General features: G+C 70.9%; 18 protein-coding genes. 5 read left to right on the forward strand and 13 right to left on the reverse strand.

The window, feature by feature from the left end; all coding sequences use genetic code 11:
* Window positions 1-176: 176 nt before the first annotated feature.
* Genes QP119_RS10215 through murI form a run of 4 tightly spaced genes read right to left on the reverse strand, consistent with a single transcriptional unit; the run spans window position 177 to window position 3,214 of the window.
* Entirely contained in the window at window positions 177-800 is a 624-nt protein-coding gene (locus QP119_RS10215) for a non-canonical purine NTP pyrophosphatase (RefSeq protein ID WP_284775887.1), read from the reverse strand.
* A 4-nt stretch (window positions 801-804) separates the two neighbouring features.
* A complete protein-coding gene (gene rph / locus QP119_RS10220) occupies window positions 805-1,545 on the reverse strand; it encodes a ribonuclease PH (RefSeq protein WP_284775889.1) in 741 nt (246 codons plus the stop codon).
* A 27-nt stretch (window positions 1,546-1,572) separates the two neighbouring features.
* Window positions 1,573-2,343 carry an MBL fold metallo-hydrolase gene (locus QP119_RS10225; protein WP_284775890.1) on the reverse strand — a complete coding sequence of 257 codons (771 nt, stop codon included), beginning with the start codon at window positions 2,341-2,343 and terminating at the stop codon, window positions 1,573-1,575.
* Window positions 2,344-2,398: 55 nt separating this feature from the next.
* Complete coding sequence (gene murI, locus QP119_RS10230; protein ID WP_284775892.1) at window positions 2,399-3,214, reverse strand: glutamate racemase; 816 nt, start codon at window positions 3,212-3,214, stop codon at window positions 2,399-2,401.
* A gap of 132 nt (window positions 3,215-3,346) precedes the next feature.
* Here murI and QP119_RS10235 point away from each other — a divergent pair, with 132 nt between their 5' ends.
* Window positions 3,347-4,324, forward strand: a complete 978-nt coding sequence (locus QP119_RS10235; protein WP_284775893.1) for an aldo/keto reductase — start codon at window positions 3,347-3,349, stop codon at window positions 4,322-4,324.
* Between the two features lie 10 nt (window positions 4,325-4,334).
* Here QP119_RS10235 and QP119_RS10240 read toward each other — a convergent pair whose 3' ends face one another.
* From QP119_RS10240 to clpS, 4 genes are read right to left on the reverse strand one after another with little or no spacing between them, the layout of a single operon-like run.
* Window positions 4,335-5,048 carry a rhomboid family intramembrane serine protease gene (locus QP119_RS10240; RefSeq protein ID WP_284775895.1) on the reverse strand — a complete coding sequence of 238 codons (714 nt, stop codon included), beginning with the start codon at window positions 5,046-5,048 and terminating at the stop codon, window positions 4,335-4,337.
* Window positions 5,045-6,037 (reverse strand): P1 family peptidase, encoded by a 993-nt coding sequence (locus QP119_RS10245; RefSeq protein ID WP_284775896.1) that lies wholly within the window; start codon window positions 6,035-6,037, stop codon window positions 5,045-5,047. The genes QP119_RS10240 and QP119_RS10245 overlap by 4 nt, the downstream gene beginning before the upstream one ends.
* A gap of 1 nt (window position 6,038) precedes the next feature.
* Window positions 6,039-6,614 (reverse strand): DUF2017 domain-containing protein, encoded by a 576-nt coding sequence (locus QP119_RS10250; protein ID WP_284775898.1) that lies wholly within the window; start codon window positions 6,612-6,614, stop codon window positions 6,039-6,041.
* A 26-nt stretch (window positions 6,615-6,640) separates the two neighbouring features.
* Window positions 6,641-6,940, reverse strand: coding sequence for an ATP-dependent Clp protease adapter ClpS (gene clpS / locus QP119_RS10255; RefSeq protein ID WP_075664460.1), 300 nt, complete (start codon window positions 6,938-6,940; stop codon window positions 6,641-6,643).
* 134 nt (window positions 6,941-7,074) lie between these two features.
* Between clpS and QP119_RS10260 the strand changes: the two genes are divergently transcribed.
* From QP119_RS10260 to QP119_RS10270, 3 genes are all read left to right on the forward strand, one after another.
* On the forward strand, window positions 7,075-7,773 hold the full coding sequence (locus tag QP119_RS10260; RefSeq protein ID WP_284775899.1) for a hypothetical protein: 699 nt from the start codon (window positions 7,075-7,077) through the stop codon (window positions 7,771-7,773).
* 72 nt (window positions 7,774-7,845) lie between these two features.
* Complete coding sequence (locus QP119_RS10265) at window positions 7,846-9,195, forward strand: nicotinate phosphoribosyltransferase (protein ID WP_284775901.1); 1,350 nt, start codon at window positions 7,846-7,848, stop codon at window positions 9,193-9,195.
* A 22-nt stretch (window positions 9,196-9,217) separates the two neighbouring features.
* Complete coding sequence (locus QP119_RS10270) at window positions 9,218-11,200, forward strand: ATP-dependent DNA helicase (RefSeq protein ID WP_284775903.1); 1,983 nt, start codon at window positions 9,218-9,220, stop codon at window positions 11,198-11,200.
* A gap of 161 nt (window positions 11,201-11,361) precedes the next feature.
* Here QP119_RS10270 and QP119_RS10275 read toward each other — a convergent pair whose 3' ends face one another.
* The 4 genes from QP119_RS10275 to nrdF all read right to left on the reverse strand — a co-directional run bounded on the left by QP119_RS10275 (window position 11,362) and on the right by nrdF (window position 17,056).
* The gene (locus tag QP119_RS10275) at window positions 11,362-12,117 is read right to left on the reverse strand and encodes a peptidyl-tRNA hydrolase (RefSeq protein WP_423777802.1); all 756 of its coding nucleotides are present in this window, start codon (window positions 12,115-12,117) and stop codon (window positions 11,362-11,364) included.
* Window positions 12,114-13,388: a phosphoserine phosphatase SerB gene (gene serB, locus QP119_RS10280; RefSeq protein WP_284775904.1), complete on the reverse strand. Its 1,275-nt coding sequence runs from the start codon at window positions 13,386-13,388 to the stop codon at window positions 12,114-12,116. Before serB ends, QP119_RS10275 begins: the two co-directional genes overlap by 4 nt.
* A 195-nt stretch (window positions 13,389-13,583) precedes the next feature.
* A complete protein-coding gene (gene ctaD / locus QP119_RS10285; protein ID WP_284775907.1) occupies window positions 13,584-15,278 on the reverse strand; it encodes a cytochrome c oxidase subunit I in 1,695 nt (564 codons plus the stop codon).
* Window positions 15,279-16,039: 761 nt separating this feature from the next.
* A complete protein-coding gene (gene nrdF / locus QP119_RS10290; protein WP_284775908.1) occupies window positions 16,040-17,056 on the reverse strand; it encodes a class 1b ribonucleoside-diphosphate reductase subunit beta in 1,017 nt (338 codons plus the stop codon).
* A gap of 181 nt (window positions 17,057-17,237) precedes the next feature.
* On the opposite strand from nrdF, the gene QP119_RS10295 reads away from it, so the two are divergent.
* Window positions 17,238-17,945, forward strand: a complete 708-nt coding sequence (locus QP119_RS10295; protein WP_284775909.1) for a FadR/GntR family transcriptional regulator — start codon at window positions 17,238-17,240, stop codon at window positions 17,943-17,945.
* A gap of 334 nt (window positions 17,946-18,279) precedes the next feature.
* Here QP119_RS10295 and nrdE read toward each other — a convergent pair whose 3' ends face one another.
* Window positions 18,280-20,439, reverse strand: a complete 2,160-nt coding sequence (gene nrdE / locus QP119_RS10300) for a class 1b ribonucleoside-diphosphate reductase subunit alpha (protein WP_284775910.1) — start codon at window positions 20,437-20,439, stop codon at window positions 18,280-18,282.
* Window position 20,440: the final 1 nt, after the last annotated feature.

The raw sequence follows: 20,440 nt of genomic DNA on the forward strand, positions 1-20,440 counted from the left end.
TAGTGCGTGGGAGATCCTCGCTGCTGCCGGCACGTCGCCGAATCACACAACCCGGCCCACTGGCCGGGCAACTCGGCATGCGCGAAACCGCAGACCGGCCGCACCGACGTGCCCCGACGCAACGCGCAAGGACGCCCCGCCACCTGGGCTGCGGGGCGTCGGAAATTGAAGGCGGCTCAGCGCGCCAGGCGCGCGATGGCGTCGACCAACCCGGCCAACGCCTTGCCGCGGTGCGACAGCGCGTCCTTCTCCTCCGCACTCAGCTGCGCCGAGGAACGCGGCGCCGCAGCCCCGACGGCGTCCTCCTCCGCGGGCACGAAGAGCGGGTCGTAGCCGAACCCGTTCTCCCCGACCGGCTCACGCAGCAGCCGGCCCTCCCAGCGGCCCTCGGACAGCGTCTCCTCGCCGTCGGGGGTCACCAGCGCGCACACGGAGACGAAGGCGCAGCCACGGCGCTCGTCCGGGACGTCGCCCATCTGCGCCAGCAGCAGCGAGTTGTTCGCCGCGTCGTCACCGTGCCCGCCCGACCAGCGCGCCGAGAGCACACCCGGCATGCCGTTGAGCTCCTCGACGGCCAGGCCCGAGTCGTCGGCCACGGTGACCAGGCCCGTCGCCGCCGCGCCCGCGCGCGCCTTGATCAGCGCGTTGTCCGCGAACGTGCGGCCCGTCTCCACCGGCTCCGGGTAGGCCGGCGCATCGGCGAGCGGGACGAGCTCGACATGGTCGAGCCCCGCGGCGTCGAGAATCCGGCGCAGCTCCGCGAGCTTCTTGGGGTTGTTCGAGGCGACCAGCAGACGCATGCGCTCAGTCCTCGGCCAGCGCCGCGCGCTGCGCCTCGACCAGCTCACGGCAGCCCTTCTCCGCGACGGTGAGGAACAGCCCCAGCTGCTCGCGGGTGAAGGTGCCGTTCTCGCCGGTGCCCTGGATCTCGACGAACTGGCCCTCGGAGTTCATCACCACGTTCATGTCGACCTCGGCGCGGGAGTCCTCCTCGTAGGGCAGGTCCAGGCAGACGTGGCCCTCGATCAGGCCCACGGACACGGCCACGACCGGCTCCTTGAGCGGGTTGCCCGGTACCACGCCGCGGCCCTTGAGCTCCTTGATCGCGTCGGCCAGCGCCACGTAGGCGCCCGTGATCGACGCGGTGCGGGTGCCGCCGTCGGCCTGCAGCACGTCGCAGTCGATCTGAATGGTGTTCTCGCCGAGCTCGGACAGGTCCACCGCGGCGCGCAGGGAACGGCCGATCAGGCGCGAGATCTCCTGGGTGCGGCCCTTGAGCTTGCCCTTGACGGACTCGCGCGGCATGCGCTCGTTGCTGGCGGCCGGCAGCATCGCGTACTCGGCGGTCAGCCAGCCCTCGCCGGAGTCCTTCTTGAAGCGCGGCACGCGCTCCTCCACCGACGCGGTGCACATCACGCGCGTCTCGCCGAACTCGACGAGCACGCTGCCGGCCGGGTTCGAGGTGAAGTTGCGGGTGATGCGCACCGGGCGCATCTCGTCCTGGGCGCGCCCGTCGGCGCGGCGGTAGCTCTGCGTGAAACTCATGCGCCCAGGCTACCGCGCCGGGGCGGCTCAGACGGTGTAGACGGTGCCGGGGTCGCCGAACTCGACGGGCCCGCCGAACTCCTCGGCCGCCGCCGCCACGGTGGCCTGCTTGTCCACCCACGGCGGCACGTGGATGATCACCAGGTGCTTCGCCCCGGCCAGGCGCGCGGCACGTCCGGCCTCGGCGCCGTTCATGTGCATGCCGGGCACGTCGTCGCCGGAGTCGGTGCCCCAGTTGGCCTCGCACAGGAACAGGTCGACGTCGCGGGCGGCCTCGACGAGCTGGTCGTTGTAGGCGGTGTCGCCGGAGTAGGCCAAGGTCGCGCCCGTGGTGTGCTCCTCGACGCGCAACGCGTAGGCCTCGACGGGGTGGACCATCGGGTAGGGCGTGACGGTCACACGGTCGACAATCTCGGGCTGGTGGGCGCGCCACGGCGTGAACGCGAAGGTGTCCGAGAGGTCGTCGACGCCGTCAGGCTGGTCGTCGGAGGACAGCCGCCCGAAGAAGACGGGCGCGGGCTTCGGCGCGTAGAGCAGGCTGCGCGCGACCGCCGGCGCGTCCGGGTGGAAGCGGCGCCAGACCATCAGCGAGGGGAAGTCGAGGCAGTGGTCGGCGTGCAGGTGCGAGAACAGCACGTGCACGCTGGCCGGGTCGATGAACCGCTGCAGCCGGGCCAGGGTGCCGGGGCCCAGGTCGAGGACCACCCCCGGGGCGTTGTCGACCTCGAGGAGGTAGCCGGAGGCGGGGTTGTCGGGAGCGGCCAGACTGCCCGAGCTTCCTAGGATGGTCAACCTCATGCACTCAACAGTGCCACGCCCGGCAAAATATTTCGAACGCCTCGCCCCGCCGGGATCAGCTCCAGGCGATGTCGGTCTCGCGGACCTGCGCCAGCTCGGGGCCGAGGAAGCGGTGCGCGAGCGCGGCGAAGGTGCGGGGGTCGCCGGTGGACTCGAAGGTGCGCGTGGGCGGCCCGTCGACCTCGGGGTCGCGGAAGAGGTCGTGTTCGGCGAGGGCGCGCAGGGTGTCCTTGGCGGCCTCCTCGGCGGACGAGACGAGCGTGACGTTGCCGCCGACGGCGAGCTGGATGACGCCGGAGAGCAGCGGGTAGTGCGTGCAGCCGAGGACGAGCGTGTCGACTCCGGCGGCCTGCAGCGGCGCGAGGTAGCCCTCGGCCACCCCGAGGATCTGGCGCCCGGAGGTCACGCCGCGTTCGACGAAGTCGACGAAGGCGGGGCAGGCGGCGGCGGTGACCTCGATGCCGGGGGTGACGGAGAAGAGGTCCTGGTAGGCGCCGGAGGTGATGGTGCCGCGGGTGCCGATCACGCCGATCTTGCCGTTGCGCGTGGTGGCCACGGCACGCCGCACGGCGGGCCGGATGACCTCGATGACGGGGACGTCGTAACGTTCGCGGGCGTCGTGCAGGAACGCCGAGGAGGCGGTGTTGCAGGCGATGACGAGCGCCTTGCAGCCGCGGCCGACGAGTTCGTCGGCGATGTCGGCGGCGAGCCGGCGTACCTCGGCGATGGGGCGCGGGCCGTAGGGGGCGTGCGCGGTGTCGCCGATGTAGGCCACGGATTCGTTGGGCAGCTGGTCGACGATTGTGCGCGCCACGGTCAGCCCGCCGAGGCCGGAGTCGAAGATGCCGATGGGTGCGCTGGTGTCCTTCACGTCCCCCGATCCTATCGCGGGTGTTCAATTGCCGACGTCGCGCCCGTCGCCGCCGGTGCGTTTGTTGCGCGGTTGCGTGGGGACGCGCGAACGCCCCGGCGCCCGGGCGGCCGCGCCGTTACGATCGGGGGTGTGAACGCGTCGAACCGCACCTCCGCCCCTGACCCGGCCCGCGTGCAGGTGGGTGCCTCCGACCTGGAGGTCTTCCCCCTGAACCTGGGCGGCAACACCTTCGGCTGGACCGCCGACAAGGCCACGAGCTTCGAGATCCTGGACGCCTACCGCGAGGCGGGCGGCAACTTCGTCGACACCGCCGACGTCTACTCCCGGTGGGGCGAGGGCCTCTCGGGCGGCGAGAGCGAGCAGGTCATCGGCGCCTGGCTCGCCGAGCGCGGCTGCGCCGACGAGGTCGTGGTGGCCACGAAGGTGGGCAAGCTGCCGCCGAATGACACGGTCACGGCCGCGGCGGTGACCGCCGGCTGCGAGGACTCGCTGCGCCGGCTGGGCCTGGAGACGATCCCGCTGTACTACCTGCACGCCGACGACCCGCAGGTGCCCGTCGAGGACCAGGTGGAGGCGATGGCCGGGCTCGTCGAGGCGGGCAAGATCCGCCACGTGGGCCTGTCGAACTACCCGGCGGACCGGATGCGGGAGTTCTTCCGGGTCTCCCGGGGCACCCCGGCGTTCCCGGTGGCGGTGCAGCCGCACTACAACCTGCTGCACCGCGCGGAGTACGAGACGCAGCTGCGCCCGGTCGTCGAGCAGTACCGCCCCGGGGTCTTCCCCTACTTCGCGCTGGCCTCCGGCGTGCTGACGGGCAAGTACCGCAGCGCGGCGGACGTGGCGGGCACGGCGCGCTCGCGGTTCACCGAGGGCACGGTGACCCCGGAGGCGCTGCGCGTGGTCGCGCGCCTGGAGCAGGTCGCCGCGATGCACGATGTCGAGGTGCCCACCGTGGCGCTGGCCTGGCTGCGGGCGAAGGGCGCGACGGCGCCGATCGCCTCGGTGTCCGGGACCGGTCAGCTCGACGCCCTGGTGGCGGTGGCCGGCCTGCAGCTCAGCCCGGCGGAGGTCACCTCGCTGGACGCGGTCAGCGACCCCTACGCCTGACCCGCCGCGTTCAGAACCGGCTGGACCAGCCGGGGTCACCCTGCTGGCCCGTGCCGAAGTTGCCGGCGGGCCCGAAGCCCTGCTGACCGGTGCCGGAACCGCCGCCGTACCCGCGTCCGTGGCCGCGGCCGGACGAGGCGCGCGGGGCCTTGTTCTTCGGCGGGTCGTCGGAGGTAATGATCATCCCGGCGAGCACGCCACCGATCGCGCCGAAGAGGTGCGCCTGCCAGGACATCCCCGGGGTGCCGGGCAGCACGCCCCACAAGAGGCCCGAGTACGAGATGAACAGCACCACCCCGAGCGCGATCTGGCCCAGCGAGCGGTTGAAGATGCCGCGGATGAGCAGGTAGATCAGCCATCCGTAGACCAGCATCGAGGCGCCGATGTGGTTGGTGCCCACCCCGCCGAAGAACCAGGTGCCGGCCCCGCCGACGACCACGACGAAGGCCGTGACCTCCCAGAAGGCCCGCCTGCCCGACAGCCCGACGAGGAAGGCGAAGATCGCCCCGGGCACGGAGTTCGACGTCAGGTGCGAGAAGTCCGCGTGCAGCACCGGGGCCGTGGCGATGTGCCACAGGCTCGACGGGTCGAGCGGGTGGATGCCCAGCGCGACCAGGTTGCCGCCGAAGAGGAACACGTTGACCAGGTGCACCGCCCAGAGGACCACGAGGTATCCGACGGCGCAGGCCAGACCCGTGCGCAGGTTCGCCGGCGCCCGCCTCACAGCAGCTCCTCGTAGGCGGTGACCGGCAGCTCGTCGCCGGGCGCCGCGTTGGCGACGGCGTCGACGACCGCGGCCGCCACCGCCTCCGCCCCGGCCTCGCCGATGCGCGCCAGCGCCACCGGATCAGAGGTGCCGGCTGCATGCTCAGACGAGTGCTGCACACCGGTTCCTGCGGCTGCGACAGGGGCGGTGGAGAGGGCGAAGAGGGTGTCGCCGTCCAGCGGCGAGTGCGCCGGGCGCACCGCCCGGGCGATGCCGTCGTGGGCGACCATGGCCACCCGGCGCGCCTGCGCCTTGGTCAGCGGCGCGTCCGTTGCGACCACGCCGATCGTCGTGTTCAGCGAACCGTCCGGCGCGTGCAGCAGCGCCATGCGGGCCGGGTCCACCGGCGCGCGGTCCTCGTCCGCCCAGAACCGGCCCGTCATCGGGTCGACGACCTCGCCGACCGGGTTGGCCACCACCGCGGCGGCCACCGTGTGCTCCCCGACGGTCACGGCCGCCTGGCCGAAACCGCCGCGCAGCCGCCCGGCGCTCGCCCCGCAGCCGGCGCCCACGCTGCCGCGGGCGTCGGAGTGGTTGTCCACGCTGTCGGCCAGCGCGGCCCGCCCGTCCGCCGGGGACGGGAAGTGGTCGGCCGAGCCGACCGCCAGATCGAAGATCACGGCCGCGGGAACGATCGGCACCCGCGCGGGGTGCCCCTCCCCCAACGGTGCGAAGCCGACCTGCTGCTCCGCCAGGGCGCGCATCACCCCGTCCGCCGCGGCCAGCCCGAAGGCCGAACCGCCGCTGAGCACGACCGCGTGGACGCGCTCGACGGTGTTCTCCGGCGCCAGCAGATCGGTCTCACGGGTGCCGGGCCCGCCGCCGCGCACGTCGACGGAGGCGACGGCGCCGGCAGGGTCGGTCACCCGCACCACGGTGACCCCGGTGTCACCGAGACTTGCATGCCCGACGGCGAGACCCGGGACGTCGACAATCGAACCGGTCATCTCACTCCCCCGTCACGGCCGTCAGGAGGGACTCCTGGTTGTAGGCCAGCCACTCGACGAGGCGCTCCGCCTCGACCGTGGCCGCCTCACCGGGCACGACCTCCGTTCCCTCCAGCCCCGAGCCGGCCAGCCCGTTGCCCGCGGCGACGTAGAGGCGGATGTCGTTGAGCGCGGCGATCCAGGCGCGCGCCTCAGCCTCGTCGAGGGTGACGTCCACCCCGCCGTCCGGACCCAGCGCCGCCGTGACCGCCTGCAGGTTCTCCAGCTTCGCACGCGTGATGTCGTTCTCGTGCAGCGAGCGCAGCAGCTGGTTGTCGCCGTCGAACTCTTCGTCGCCCTCGCGGGCGAAGTTCGGCAGCAGCCGGGCCAGGCCCGGGTCCTGCGGCGGCTCGCGGTGACCCGACGGCATCCCCGTCATCTCCGCCAGCTCGTCCTTCGGCGCCGAGCGCACGCGCTCCATCAGCGCCTCGCCGAGCGTGGAGGCCAGGTTGCCCAGCACCTCACGTTCCATCGGGTCGAAGACCGTGTGGTAGCGCGGGGCGCGCATGAGCCCCTTCTTCCTGCGCCAGTCCTGCATGTCTGCTGCTCTGCCTTCCTCGCGCCTCAGCCGGCCTGCTGCATCGTCGCCCACAGGCCGGCGACCTGGAGCTTCTTCACGTCGCCCTCGACCTTGTCGCGCTCCCCGGAGGAGACGACGGCCCGGCCCTCGGTGTGCACCTGCATCATCAGTTCCGTGGCGCGCTTGCGTCCGTAGCCCAGCACCGTCTGGAACACGTAGGTCACGTAGCTCATCAGGTTGACCGGGTCGTCCCAGACGATGCACATCCAGGGCAGGTTCTCCGAGGTGGCGACGTCGACCTCGATCTCCTCGTCCACCTCGGGGGTGGCCATGGGTGAACCCATCAGTGTCTCCCGGTATCGCATCGACGGCCGTTCCATGTCCCACAGCCTAGTCATGCCCGGCGGCCCGGGGCAGCGTCACGCGGGCCGGGTAGCATCAGGCCTGCAACCCCGCCCCGAGCCAGGAGGAGAAGACGATGCCCCAGAACAACGGCGGCCGGTACCCCGACTCCTGGGGCGGCGGCCCGCAGCAGCCGCAGCGGCCGCAGCAGGTCTTCCCCGGGCAGGGCGGGTACCCCGGCGGGTACCAGCAGCCGCCGCAGCCGCCGCAGCCGCCGGAGCCCGAGGAGGGCCCCTCGCGCGGCCGCCGCGCCGGCGTCGCCGTGCTCATCGCCGTCGCCGTGCTCGCCCTGATCGGCCTCGGCGCCGCCCTCGCCCTGCTGCGCCCCTGGAAGAGCGACGACACCGACACCTCCGCCGCCGGGCAGGCGGAACTGAGCACCGTCGGCACCACGACGCACGGGGCGCCGAGCACCGCGGCGTCGTCAAGCAAGAGCCCGAGCACCAGCACACGGGCGACGGGCACGCCGGAGGGCATGTCCCGCACCGGCTTCGACGGCGGCATGAGCTGCCGGGGCGGCGACCGGTGGGTCTACGCCGCGCAGGCGCCGGCCGGGCAGGTGCTCATCTGCGACGGCGGCTCCGGGCTGTACTACCTGGACAACTTCGGGCAGGGCCCCTGGCGCACCGAGGTCACGCGGCACTCCGGCGACGACCACTTCGAGATGACCACGCGCGCGACCACCATCTACATCGACGGCGACCGCCTCTGGGTCGACTCCGAGGGCCAGATCACCCGCACCGACGACTTCTACGAGGTGCATACCGCCGACTGACCGGCCGGCGCGTTCCGGCGCAAAAAGGGTTGACAGGTTCCTGGGCGAGGTCACGGGTACTAGGGTGGGGTCATGGCTGAGCCGAACAACTCCTCCCTCCCGACCAACCGCTCCACCTCGCTGCTCACCGACATGTATGAGCTGACGATGCTGGAGGCCGCCCTCGGGGACGGGACCGCACACCGCCAGGCGACCTTCGAGGTCTTCGCCCGCAAACTGCCCAATGAGCGCCGCTACGGCGTGGTCGCCGGCATCCCCAGGGTGCTCGAGGCCGTGCGCGACTTCTACTTCACCGAGGAGCAGCTGGCCACGCTCGACTTCCTCAGCGACGAGACCGTCGACTTCCTGCGCAACTTCCGCTTCAGCGGCCAGATCGACGGCTTCCGCGAGGGCGAGCTGTACTTCCCGTACTCGCCGATCCTGACCGTGCGCGGCACCTTCGCCGAGTGCGTGCTGCTCGAGACCGTCGTGCTGTCGATCCTCAACGCCGACTCCGCCGTGGCGACCGCCGCCGCGCGCATGGTCACCGCCGCCGACGGCCGCCCCATCATGGAGATGGGCTCGCGCCGCACCCACGAGTACGCCGCCGTGACCGCCTCGCGCGCCGCCTACCTCGCCGGCTTCGACTCCACGTCGAACCTCGAGGCCGCGCACCGCTACGGCATCCCCGCCGCGGGCACCTCCGCCCACGCCTGGACGCTGCTGCACGTCGACGAGGACGGCCGCCCCGACGAGGCCGGCGCCTTCCGCTCGCAGATCGACTCGCTGGGCGTGGACACGGTGCTGCTCGTGGACACCTACGACGTCGCGCAGGGTGTGCGCACCGCCATCGAGGTCGCCGGCACCGGGCTGGGCGGCGTGCGCATCGACTCCGGCGATCTGGGCTCGATGACGCGGCGGGTGCGCCGGCAGCTCGACGAGCTCGGCGCCTACAACACGAAGGTCGTCGTCTCCTCGGACCTCGACGAGTTCTCCATCGCCGGCCTGCGCGGCGACCCCGTCGACTCCTTCGGCGTGGGCACCTCCGTGGTCACCGGCTCCGGCTCGCCGACGATGGGCATGGTCTACAAGCTCGTGGAGGTCGACGGCCACCCGGTGGCCAAGCGCTCCCGCGGCAAGGCCATGACCGGCGGCACCAAGCGCGCGCTGCGCACCTACCGCTCCACCGGCACCGCCATCGAGGAGATCGTGGTGCCCTTCGACGCCGAGGACCCGGAGGTCGGCGACGCCGACGCCCGCGAGCTGACCGTGCCGCTGATGCGCGACGGCGAGATCGTGCCCGGCCAGCCGACGCTGCAGGAGTCGCGCGACTACCTCGCCGACCAGCTGGTGACCCTGCCGTGGGAGGGCCTGGCGCTCTCGCGCGACGAGCCGGCCGTCACGGTGCGCTTCGTCGGCTTCCCGGAGACGGCGCGGGAGTGATCCACCGCTAGACTCGGGGTCCATGTCCGACGACGCTGACGTAACCGAGCTGCCCTCCACCGCCTCGCTTCTCGACGCCGCGGTGGTCGCCCTGGGCGGTTCCCGCCGCGCCGGCCAGGCGCGCATGGCGGAGGCGGTCACCGGTGCCATCGACGCCGAGCGCCACCTCGCCGTGCAGGCCGGCACCGGCACCGGCAAGTCGCTGGCGTACCTGGTGCCGGCGATCCGGCACGCCCAGGCCACCGGCACCACCGTCGTCGTCTCCACGGCCACCATCGCGCTGCAGCGCCAGCTGGTGGGCCGGGACCTGCCGCGGCTGGCCGACGCGCTCGAGGAGATGCTGCCGCACCGGCCGACGTTCGCGATCCAGAAGGGCCGGGGCAACTACCTGTGCCTGAACAAGATCGCCGCTGCCGACGCCCCCGAGGACGAGGCTCTGCTGGACGAGGCCGACGTCGGGTGGCTGGGCCGGCAGGTCAAGCGGGTGCGCGACTGGGCGCAGGAGACCGAGTCCGGCGACCGCGACGACCTCGAGCCGGGCGTGCCGGACAAGGTGTGGCGCACCGTGTCGGTCAGTTCGCGGGAGTGCCTGGGGAGCAACCGCTGCCCGCACGGGGAGGACTGCTTCGCGGAGCTGGCGCGTGCCCGCACGGCCGACGTCGACGTGGTGGTGACCAACCACGCGCTGCTGGCCATCGACGCGCTCTCGGACGCGGCGGTGCTGCCCGAGCACGACGTCGTGATCGTCGACGAGGCCCACGAGCTCGACGGGCGGATCACGTCGGTGGCCACCGAGCAGATCACGGGCACCGCGCTCAAGCAGGCGGCCACACGCGCCGGCAAGCTGAAGGCGCGCGGCGACACCGAGCTGGTCGAGGCCGCCGAGGCGTGGGCCGACCACGCCGTCACGCTCGGCGACGGGCGCTGGACCAGCGTCGACGACCACACCCGCACGCTGCTGGTGGGGCTGCGCGACGCCGTGTGGGAGCTGCGCGGCCACGTCGCCGACGCGCCACAGGGCGAGGCGAGCGACGACCCCGAGCACCACGCCGAGCGGATGAACCTGTCGAACCACCTGATGGAGCTGCACGACGCGCTGGTGCGGATCCTGACCGTCTTCGAGGTCGAGGACCCCACCGAGCAGGACGACGTGGTCTGGCTGGCCGTCGACGAGCGCCGCGGGGCGGCGTTGACCGTGGCGCCGCTGTCGGTGGCCGAGCTGCTGGCCGGTCGCCTGTTCGCGGAGAACACGGTGGTGCTGACCTCGGCGACGCTGGCGCTGGGCGGGCGCTTCGACGCGATGGCCGCGACCTGGGGGCTGGCCAAGGGCGCCTGGGACAGCCTGGACGTGGGCACGCCGTTCGACCCGCGGCGCTCGGCGATCCTCTACGTGGCCAAGAGCCTGCCGCTGCCCGGGCGGGCGGGGCTGGAGGAGCCCGTTCTCGACGAGATCCACGACCTCATCCTCGCCGCCGGCGGCCGCACGCTCGGGCTGTTCTCCTCGAAGCGGGCCGCCCGGCAGGCCGCCGAGGCGCTGCGCCCGCGGCTGCCCTTCGACGTGCTGCTGCAGGGTGACGACGCCACCGGCGCGCTCGTCGACCGCTTCGCCGCCGACGAGCACACGTGCCTGTTCGGCACCCTGACGCTGTGGCAGGGCGTGGACGTGCCGGGGCCGTCGTGCTCGCAGGTCATCATCGACCGCATCCCCTTCCCCCGCCCCGACGACCCCCTGCTGCAGGCGCGCAAGGAGGCCGCGGACGCCGCCGGGCGCAACGGGTTCATGGAGGTCGCCGCGACCCACGCGGCGCTGCTGCTCGCCCAGGGCACCGGCCGGCTGCTGCGCTCGGTGACCGACCGCGGGGTGGTCTCGGTGCTCGACCCGCGCCTGGTGACCAAGCGCTACGGGTCCTTCCTGCGCGCCTCGATCCCCCGCTACTGGGAGACCACCGACGGGCAGGTCGCCCGCGGGGCGCTCAAGCGCCTCGTCACCGGCGCCGAGAAGTAGGCGCTCCCCCACCGGGGCCAAAGGCCGAAACCTCCACACCGAGCTCTGGCGTGGACTCCCGCACGACGCGGCGGCGTCACTCCAGCCGCCCTCCCCTGCGCCCCTTCACAGCGCGCCGGAGCTGCCCTACGGAGCGTCCCGCCGACCGCGGGTGCTTCGGATCAGCGGCGCGGTGGGAGGGCCACCGCGGTGGCCGAGCCCGGGGCGACCTCGGTGAAGCCGGCGTCGCGGACCACGACGGCCCCGGCACGCGCCGCCGCACGGGCGAACTCGGCGGCCGGCACCTCGCGCACCGCCAGCGGGAAGCCCGCCGCCGCCCACGCCACGGCAGCGTCGGTGTCCATCGCCGCGGCCAGCAGCATCGAGGCGTGGCCGACCTGGGCGGCGTCCTTGCCCGTGCTCATCGCCAGCGCCTCGTCGACGAGGATGAGCGCGGCGTCCTCCGGGACCTCGCCCGGCTCATCGGCCTCGAGGTCCGTGCCGCGGATCTGCAGCTTCGACACGGCGTGCGGCACCTCGGAGACGGCCGACGGCACGAACGCACGCGCCGACGCGCCGTTCTGCGTCACCGTCACCCCGGGCAGCGCCTGCACGTCGCGCCACGCCTTGTTGCGCGCCCGGCGGGCCACCTTGCGGATGCGGTGGCCGTACCAGGCCGCCAGCCTCTCGCGCCACGGCCCGTCCTGCCCCGCGCGCGGGTCCAGGCAGACCGCCACCGCCGCACGCGCGGCCGCCTCCAGCAGGTCCGTGCGCGCCGGCGGGTCCTGCTTCGGGATCTCCAGGGCGATCTGCATCGCCTGGACCGTCTCCGGGCGCGACGGGTCCTCGTCCCGGTCGGCAGGGTCGGCGCTCACCGACGCCTGCAGGAACTGGTGCGCGACGCGCACCAGCGCGACGTCGTCAAGCGGGGGTGTCAACGCTCCAGCGCCACCTTGCGGAAGGTGCCCTCCTCCAGGTCGGAGGAGTCGACCTCCTCACGCGGCACGCCCAGGATGTAGAGGACCTCGTCGAGGAAAGGGTGGTTGACGGAGGTGTCGGCGACCTCGCGCAGAGCCGGCTTGGCGTTGAAGGCGATGCCCAGGCCGGCGGCGGAGAGCATGTCGATGTCGTTGGCGCCGTCGCCGACCGCGACGGTCTGGTGCATCTGCAGGCCCTCGGCCTCGGCGAAGGAGCGCAGGAAGTTCGCCTTCGCGGCGCGGTCGACGACGTCGCCGAGCACGCGGCCGGTCAGCTTGCCGTCCTCGATCTCCAGGGTGTTGGCGCGCACGTAGTCGAGCTCGAGCTCCTCGGCCAGGCCCTCGAGCACGCGGGTGAAGCCGCCCGAGACGACCGCCACGGAGTAGCCCATCTTCTTCAGGGTCCGGATCGTCGTACGCGCGCCCGGGGTCAGCTCGATGGCGGCGGCTGTCTCGTCGAGCACGGAAACGTCCAGGCCCTTGAGCGTGGCGACGCGCTCGCGCAACGACTCCTCGAAGTCGAGCTCGCCGCGCATGGCACGGGCGGTGACCTCGGCGACCTCGGACTCCTTGCCGGCGTGGGCGGCCAGCATCTCGATGACCTCGCCGGTGATCAGGGTGGAGTCGCAGTCGAAGCAGACCAGGCGCTTGGAACGGCGCAGCAGGCCGGCGCGCTCGATGGCGATGTCGACGCCGAGCTCCGCGGTGCGCTCGGCAAGAGCCTTGCGCAGCGCCGCGCCGCCGCCCGGCTCCGGGCTGGCGATCGTGATGCGCAGCTCCAGGCCGGTGACCGGGTAGTCGGCCACGCCGCGGATGCGGTCGATGTTCGCGCCGTAGTCCGCCAGGGTCTGGCCGACCGCGGAGACGTCGCGGGCCGTGACCGGGTTGCCCAGGATCACGACGACGTGGGTGGAACGCGGGCGGCCCACCGCCGGCTGGTCCGGCAGCTCGACCGTGACGTGCTGGTCGTGGGCACGCAGGGTCGTCTCCAGGCCGTCGCGGAGCACGTCGGTGCGCTCGGGGGCGACGCCGACGAAGGCGGCCAGCTGGAGGCGGCCGCGGAACTCGGACTGCTCGACGTCGAGTAGCTGGACCTCGTGGGCGGAGAGCACGCGGAAGAACGCGGCGGAGACGCCTGGGCGGTCCGGCCCGGAGACCGTGATGACCGCGGGGGTCAGCCCGTCCTGGAGCTCGACGCGGTACTCGGTGGGGTTGTCGTGGTTGTCGGTCACGGTGGTGAAGCTTCCTTGTCCTTGGCGGCTGGAACGAGGGGGTTGTCTGGGGGTTGGGCGAGCCCGGGGGCGCGTGGGCCGGCCCGGAACGCAAAAAGTTCGGACCCCGCCCCGTCGCCCGCGGTGCGGGCGGGAGGGGGAGGTCCGAGCTTTCAGTCAGGAGATGTGCGCTCCATGGTCGCTACGGGGTGGCCGTCAGTGGCTCCCGGTGTGGGCCTCGCGGCGCATGCGCTCAACCATGTGCGGGTAGTGCAGCTCGAAGGCCGGGCGCTCCGAGCGGATGCGCGGCATCGAGGTGAAGTTGTGGCGCGGCGGCGGGCAGGAGGTGGCCCACTCGAGGGAGTTGCCGTAGCCCCACGGGTCATCGACGGTGACGACCTCGCCGTAGCGCCAGGACTTGAAGACGTTCCAGATGAACGGCAGGACCGACAGCCCCAGCAGGAAGGAGAAGATCGTGGAGACCTGGTTCAGAGTGGTGAAGCCGTCGGAGTCCAGGTAGTCCGCGTAACGACGCGGCATGCCCATGTTGCCCAGCCAGTGCTGGACCATGAAGGTGCCCTGGAAGCCGACGAAGGTCAGCCAGAAGTGGATCTTGCCCAGACGCTCGTCCAGCATGCGGCCCGTCATCTTCGGGAACCAGAAGTAGATGCCGGAGAAGGAGGCGAACACCAGCGTGCCGAACAGCGTGTAGTGGAAGTGCGCGATCAGGAAGTAGGAGTCCGCCAGGTGGAAGTCCAGCGGCGGGGAGGCCAGCATGATGCCGGTCAGACCACCGAAGAGGAAGGTCGCCATGAAGCCCACGGCGAAGATCATCGGGGTCTCCCAGGTGATGTGGCCCTTCCACATGGTGCCGGTCCAGTTGAAGAACTTCACGCCGGTCGGCACGGAGATCAGGAAGGTCATGAACGAGAAGAACGGCAGCAGGATCGCGCCGGTGACGAACATGTGGTGCGCCCACACGGCCATCGACAGGGCGCCGATGGACAGGGTGGCGAAAACCAGGCCGACGTAGCCGAACATCGGCTTACGGCTGAAGACCGGGATGACCTCGGAGATGATGCCGAAGAACGGCAGCGCGAGAACGTAGACCTCCGGGTGGCCGAAGAACCAGAACAGGTGCTGCCACAGGATGGAGCCACCGTTGCCCGGGTCGTAGATGTGGCCGCCGAGCTTGCGGTCGTAGAGGATGCCGAGGGCCGCGGCCAGCAGCAGCGGGAAGATCAGCAGCGCGATGACGGAGGCCACCAGAATGTTCCAGGTGAAGACCGGCATGCGGAACATGGTCATGCCGGGGGCACGCAGGCACAGGATGGTGGTCAGCATGTTGATCGCCGAGGCGACGGTACCGATACCGGTGGCACCGACGCCGACGATCCAGAAGTCAGCGCCCACACCCGGGGTGTGGATGGAGTCGGACAGCGGCGAGTACATCGTCCAGCCGAAGTCGGCGGCACCACCGGGGGTGATGAAGCCGAGCAGCATGGCGACGACGCCGAGCTGGGTGACCCAGAAACCGAACGAGTTCAGACGCGGGAAGGCCACGTCCGGCGCGCCGATCTGCAGCGGCAGCACGTAGTTGGCGAAGCCCCAGACGATCGGGGTTCCGAACGCCAGCAGCATCACCGTGCCGTGCATGGTGAACAGCTGGTTGAACTGCTCGTTGGACAGGAACTGCAGGCCGGGGCTGAACAGCTCCGCACGGATGATCAGCGCCATCAGGCCACCGACGAAGAACCAGATCATCGACATGATGATGTACATGATGCCGAGCTGCTTGTGGTCGGTGGTCGTCAGCAGCATCCAGAACTTGGAGCCCTTGCGGGCGTTGCCCGTGGGCTCCGGGCGCGCCGGCGCGACATACGTTTCGCGCCGTGGTGCCACAGCAGTCATAAATTCCTCCTGACTATAAGCGACCCCGGATCGGGGTCGCCGCAAGTGTTACACGCATAATCCTAAGCCAGTTCCCGGGGTCGATGCCAGACACGACGAGGCCTCCGGGCCCGCTGCGGAGGGACCTCCGTGAAGGGTGTCGGCGCAGGTTCCGGGGCATCCGGGAGCCCCGCGCGCAGGATTCATTCAGAGATTTCAGCGTTGTCCCAGCGTCACGGGCCGCCTCGGCGGCCTCCCGGCGGCGGCCCGGCCCGACGTCCCCCGCGTGCCGCGCCCGGCCCGCTCCGGAGGCGGATCGCCGCCGCCCCCGAAATGCGGCAATTCGGCTACCCCCTGGGTGGCTTATCCAAAAGGTGTAGGCGGCGTGTCGTCCGGACGCTCCCCCACTCCGGCGAGGCGCCGCCGGCCGCCGGAGCGCCCCGGCAGTCACGAGCATAACGTCCGCCCCGGCAGTCACGGCGCGATTGCTTGCCGACGCCCACGTCGGCGCGTGGCGCGGGCGGCGCGGGTGGCGCGGGTGGCGCGGGCGGTCGCCGGTTCCGCCCGGTGCGGGAGGCGCGCAGGCCCGGCGGCGCGGGTGGCGCGGACGGCGCGGGTGGCGCGCCGAGAGATGCAATAGATATAGGAGAGCATGAAAAATGCCCGGGCGTGGAGCCCGGGCCTTCAGAGCACGCCCCGCTACGGCGACGGAACCGCCGGCGGGGACGGACGGGACGTCGGCAATTGAGCGCGGCACACGCCGCGCGGGCCGGCGACGGGGGCTAGAAGTCCCAGTCGTCGTCGGTGGTCTCCTCGGCCTTGCCGATCACATAGGAGGAACCGGAGCCGGAGAAGAAGTCGTGGTTCTCGTCGGCGTTCGGCGACAGCGCGGAGAGGATCGCCGGGGAGACGCGGGTCTCGTCGGCCGGGAAGAGCCCCTCGTAACCGAGGTTCATCAGCGCCTTGTTGGCGTTGTAGCGCAGGAAGCGCTTGACGTCCTCGGTCCAGCCGAGCTCGTCGTAGAGGTCCTCGGTGTACTGCAGCTCGTTGTCGTAGAGGTCGTAGAGCAGGTCGAAGGTGTACTCCTTCAGGTCATCGCGCTCGGCCTGCGTGATCTTCTCCTGGCCACGCTGGAACTTGTAGCCGATGTAGTAGCCGTGCACGGCCTCGTCGCGGATGATCAGGCGGATGATGTCCGCCGTGTTGGTCAGCTTCGCGTGGCTGGACCAGTACATCGGCAGGTAGAAGCCCGAGTAGAAGAGGAAGGACTCCAGCAGCGTGGAGGCGACCTTCTTGCGCAGCGGGTCGTCGCCCTCGTAGTAGGACAGCACGATCTTGGCCTTGCGCTGCAGGTTCTCGTTCTCCTCGGACCAGCGGAAGGCGTCGTTGATCATCGGCGTGTTCGCCAGGGTCATGAAGATGTTGGAGTAGCTCTTGGCGTGCACGCTCTCCATGAACGCGATGTTGGTGTACACCGCCTCCTCGTGCAGCGTCGTCGCGTCCGGCAGCAGCGATACCGCGCCGACGGTGCCCTGGATCGTGTCCAGCAGCGTCAGGCCGGTGAACACACGCATGGTCGTCTGCTGCTCCAGGTCGTTGAGCGTGGACCAGGACTTGATGTCGTTGGAGACCGGGACCTTCTCCGGCAGCCAGAAGTTGCCGGTCAGGCGGTCCCAGACCTCGAGGTCCTTCTCGTCGGGGATCTCGTTCCAGTTGATCGCCTTGACCACGTCGCCGTGGTCGGCGATGTAGCCGTCGTAGTCCTCGCGCGGTTCAACGTGTTCCGGGGTCTCAGCCATCGGTGCACTCCTTTGAAAACTCCTGGTCTCCGTAGCGCGCGTCCTGCCTCAGACGGCGCGCGCGGCTTGCCCACCCAATCTACCCGGCCCCGCCCCGACGCGTTGCGGGGGCCGTGGCCGCAGGTCACGCCACATGAACTACAGTTGAAGTGAAACCCAAGGACCGCGAAAGGCAGGACTCATGGCGCGCACGAACCCGGGGACGGGGCCGCTGCTGGAGTACGTGCTCGACGTTCTCGGCGGGGAGATCTGCTCCGGGGAGATGCCCGTCGGCTCCGTGTTCACCCTCGGCGACCTCAGCGAGCGCTTCGGCATCTCGCGCACCGTCGCCCGCGAGGTGATGCGCGCCCTCGAGCAGCTGGGGCTCGTCGCCTCCTCCCGCCGGGTGGGGCTGACCGTGCAGCCGATGGCCCAGTGGTCCGTGCTCGACCAGGCGGTGATCCGCTGGCGGCTGAACTCCCAGCAGACCCGCGAGGACCAGCTGCGCTCCCTGGCACTTTTGCGCACCGCGATCGAGCCGGTCGCCGCCCGCGAGGCCGCGCGCCACGCCACCGAGGCCCAGCGTGCCGAGCTGCTCGAGATGGCCGACCGCCTGGGCACGATCGGCGCCGCCGGCCGCGCAGACACCGACGACTTCCTCGAGGTCGACGTCGCCTTCCACTCCCTGATTCTCGAGGCCTCCGGCAACGAGATGATCGTCGCCCTGACCGAGTCCGTCGTCTCCGTGATGCGCGGGCGCACCGAGTTCGGCCTGCAGCCGGCCCGCCTGTCCGACAAGTCGGTCCACCACCACCTCGACCTGGCCCGCGCCATCGCCGACGGCGACGCCGCCCACGCCGCCGAGCTCAGCCGCGCGCTGCTCGTCGAGGTCGACGCCCAGGCGTACTAGTTCCCGGTTCGGCGCCCCGGGGCGAGCAGAGGCGCCCGTTCGCTTGCCGACGCCGCGTGCGTCGCCGGGGCGAGCAACGGCACCCCCGCGCTGCGCCGGGCAAGGCCACCCGTTTCGCCGACCCCACCCCCGCAGACGACATCGCTCGTGGACCTCAGCGCGGCGGGCAACGGGCCCGCTGCGCCGGCTCACGCGCTGGCCGTCTGCGCGACCCGCAGCCCCACTCCCCCGCCTCCATGCACGCCAAAACGCCCGCACCGCACCTCCCGGAAGGGAAGCACGACGCGGGCGTGGCGCGGGCGTCGGCAATTTCGGGCGAGCACCCGGCCGAAACCTAGAGCATGCAGCTCACGCAGCCCTCGACCTCGGTGCCGGCGAGCGCCATCTGGCGCAGGCGGATGTAGTAGAGGGTCTTGATGCCCTTGCGCCAGGCGTAGATCTGCGCCTTGTTGAGGTCACGGGTGGTCACCGTGTCCTTGAAGAAGAGCGTCAGCGACAGGCCCTGGTCGACGTACTTGGTCGCCTCGGCGTAGGTGTCGACGATCTTCTCGTAGCCGATCTCGTAGGCGTCCTGGAAGTACTCCAGGTTGTCGTTGTCCATGTGCGGCGCCGGGTAGTAGACGCGGCCGATCTTGCCCTCCTTGCGGATCTCGATCTTGGAGGCGATCGGGTGGATCGAGGAGGTCGAGTTGTTGATGTAGGAGATCGAGCCCGTCGGCGGTATGGCCTGCAGGTTGCGGTTGAACAGGCCGTGCTCCATGACGTCGGCCTTCAGCTGCGCCCAGTCCTCGGCGGACGGGGTGTGGATGGTGGAAGCGGCGAAGAGCTCGCGGACGCGCTCGGTGCGCGGCGCGAACTCGGCCGGGTCGAAGCGGTCGAAGTAGGAGCCGTCGGCGTAGTCGGAGTTCTCGAAGTTCTCGAAGGTCTCGCCGCGCTCCTGCGCCAGCTTGTTGGAGGCCCGCAGCGCAGCGTGGAGCACCGCGGCGAAGTAGGCGTTGGTGAAGTCCAGGCCCTCCTCCGAGCCGTAGTGGATGTGCTCGCGGCCGAGGTAGCCGTGCAGGTTCATCTGGCCCAGGCCGATGGCGTGGGCGGCCTTGTTGCCCTCGCGGATCGAGGGTACCGAGTCGATGGAGGTCTGCTCGGAGACGGCGGTCAGTCCGCGCACGGCGGTCTCGATGGTCTTGGCGAAGTCGGGCGAGTCCATCGTCTTGGCGATGTTCAGCGAGCCGAGGTTGCAGGAGATGTCCTGGCCGATGTGCGAGTAGGTCAGGTCGTCGTTGAACTCGCTGGGCGTGTTGACCTGCAGGATCTCGGAGCACAGGTTGGACATGTTGATCCGGCCCTCGATCGGGTTGGCCGCGTTGACCGTGTCCTCGAAGACGATGTAGGGGTAGCCGGACTCGAACTGGATCTCCGCGACCGTCTGGAAGAAGTGGCGGGCGTTGATCTTGGTCTTGCGGATGCGCGGATCCTCGACCATCTCCGCGTAGTGCTCGGTGATCGAGATGTCGCCGAAGGGCTTGCCGTAGATGCGCTCGACGTCGTACGGGCTGAACAGGTACATGTCCTCGTTGCGCTTGGCCAGCTCGAAGGTGATGTCCGGGATGACCACGCCGAGCGAGAGGGTCTTGATGCGGATCTTCTCGTCGGCGTTCTCGCGCTTGGTGTCGAGGAACTTCAGGATGTCCGGGTGGTGCGCGGACAGGTAGACCGCGCCGGCGCCCTGGCGCGCGCCGAGCTGGTTGGCGTAGGAGAAGGAGTCCTCGAGCAGCTTCATCACGGGGATCACACCGGAGGACTGGTTCTCGATGTGCTTGATCGGGGCGCCGGCCTCGCGCAGGTTGCTCAGCAGCAGCGCGACGCCGCCGCCGCGCTTGGACAGCTGCAGCGCGGAGTTGATGGCGCGCCCGATGGACTCCATGTTGTCCTCGATGCGCAGCAGGAAGCAGCTGACGGGCTCGCCGCGCTGGGCCTTGCCCTCGTTGAGGAAGGTCGGGGTGGCCGGCTGGAAGCGGCCGGACATGATCTCGTCGACCAGCCCCTCGGCGAGCTTCTCGTCGCCGTCGGCGAGCGCGAGGGCGACCATGGAGACGCGGTCCTCGAAGCGCTCGAGGTAGCGGCGCCCGTCGAAGGTCTTCAGCGTGTAGGAGGTGTAGTACTTGTACGCGCCCAGGAAGGTCTGGAAGCGGAACTTGAAGGCGTAGGCGCGCTGGAAGAGGCTCTTGATGAACTCGAAGGAGTACTTCGCCAGCACCTCCGGATCGTAGTACTTGTTGTCCACCAGGTAGTCGAGCTTCTCGCGCAGGTCGTGGAAGAAGACGGTGTTCTGGTTGACGTGCTGGAGGAAGAACTGGTTGGCCGCCTCGCGGTCCTTCTCGAACTGGATGCGCCCGTCCTCGTCGTAGAGGTTCAGCAGTGCGTTGAGGGCGTGGTAGTCGAGCTGCTCCTCGCGGCGGGCGGGCTCGGCGACGGTCTTACCCAGGTCCTGGCTCACG

Source organism: Corynebacterium frankenforstense, from assembly GCF_030211955.1.
Classification (GTDB): domain Bacteria; phylum Actinomycetota; class Actinomycetes; order Mycobacteriales; family Mycobacteriaceae; genus Corynebacterium; species Corynebacterium frankenforstense_A.

What these genes read in the sequence shown, in the direction of transcription:
- QP119_RS10215 (WP_284775887.1), bottom strand. Translation starts at nt 800, where the DNA reads ATGCGTCTGCTGGTCGCCTCGAACAACCCCAAGAAGCTCGCGGAGCTG.
- rph (WP_284775889.1), bottom strand. Translation starts at nt 1,545, where the DNA reads ATGAGTTTCACGCAGAGCTACCGCCGCGCCGACGGGCGCGCCCAGGAC.
- QP119_RS10225 (WP_284775890.1), bottom strand. Translation starts at nt 2,343, where the DNA reads ATGAGGTTGACCATCCTAGGAAGCTCGGGCAGTCTGGCCGCTCCCGAC.
- QP119_RS10245 (WP_284775896.1), bottom strand. Translation starts at nt 6,037, where the DNA reads ATGACCGGTTCGATTGTCGACGTCCCGGGTCTCGCCGTCGGGCATGCA.
- QP119_RS10250 (WP_284775898.1), bottom strand. Translation starts at nt 6,614, where the DNA reads ATGCAGGACTGGCGCAGGAAGAAGGGGCTCATGCGCGCCCCGCGCTAC.
- clpS (WP_075664460.1), bottom strand. Translation starts at nt 6,940, where the DNA reads ATGGGTTCACCCATGGCCACCCCCGAGGTGGACGAGGAGATCGAGGTC.
- QP119_RS10260 (WP_284775899.1), top strand. Translation starts at nt 7,075, where the DNA reads ATGCCCCAGAACAACGGCGGCCGGTACCCCGACTCCTGGGGCGGCGGC.
- QP119_RS10265 (WP_284775901.1), top strand. Translation starts at nt 7,846, where the DNA reads ATGGCTGAGCCGAACAACTCCTCCCTCCCGACCAACCGCTCCACCTCG.
- QP119_RS10270 (WP_284775903.1), top strand. Translation starts at nt 9,218, where the DNA reads ATGTCCGACGACGCTGACGTAACCGAGCTGCCCTCCACCGCCTCGCTT.
- ctaD (WP_284775907.1), bottom strand. Translation starts at nt 15,278, where the DNA reads ATGACTGCTGTGGCACCACGGCGCGAAACGTATGTCGCGCCGGCGCGC.
- nrdF (WP_284775908.1), bottom strand. Translation starts at nt 17,056, where the DNA reads ATGGCTGAGACCCCGGAACACGTTGAACCGCGCGAGGACTACGACGGC.
- QP119_RS10295 (WP_284775909.1), top strand. Translation starts at nt 17,238, where the DNA reads ATGGCGCGCACGAACCCGGGGACGGGGCCGCTGCTGGAGTACGTGCTC.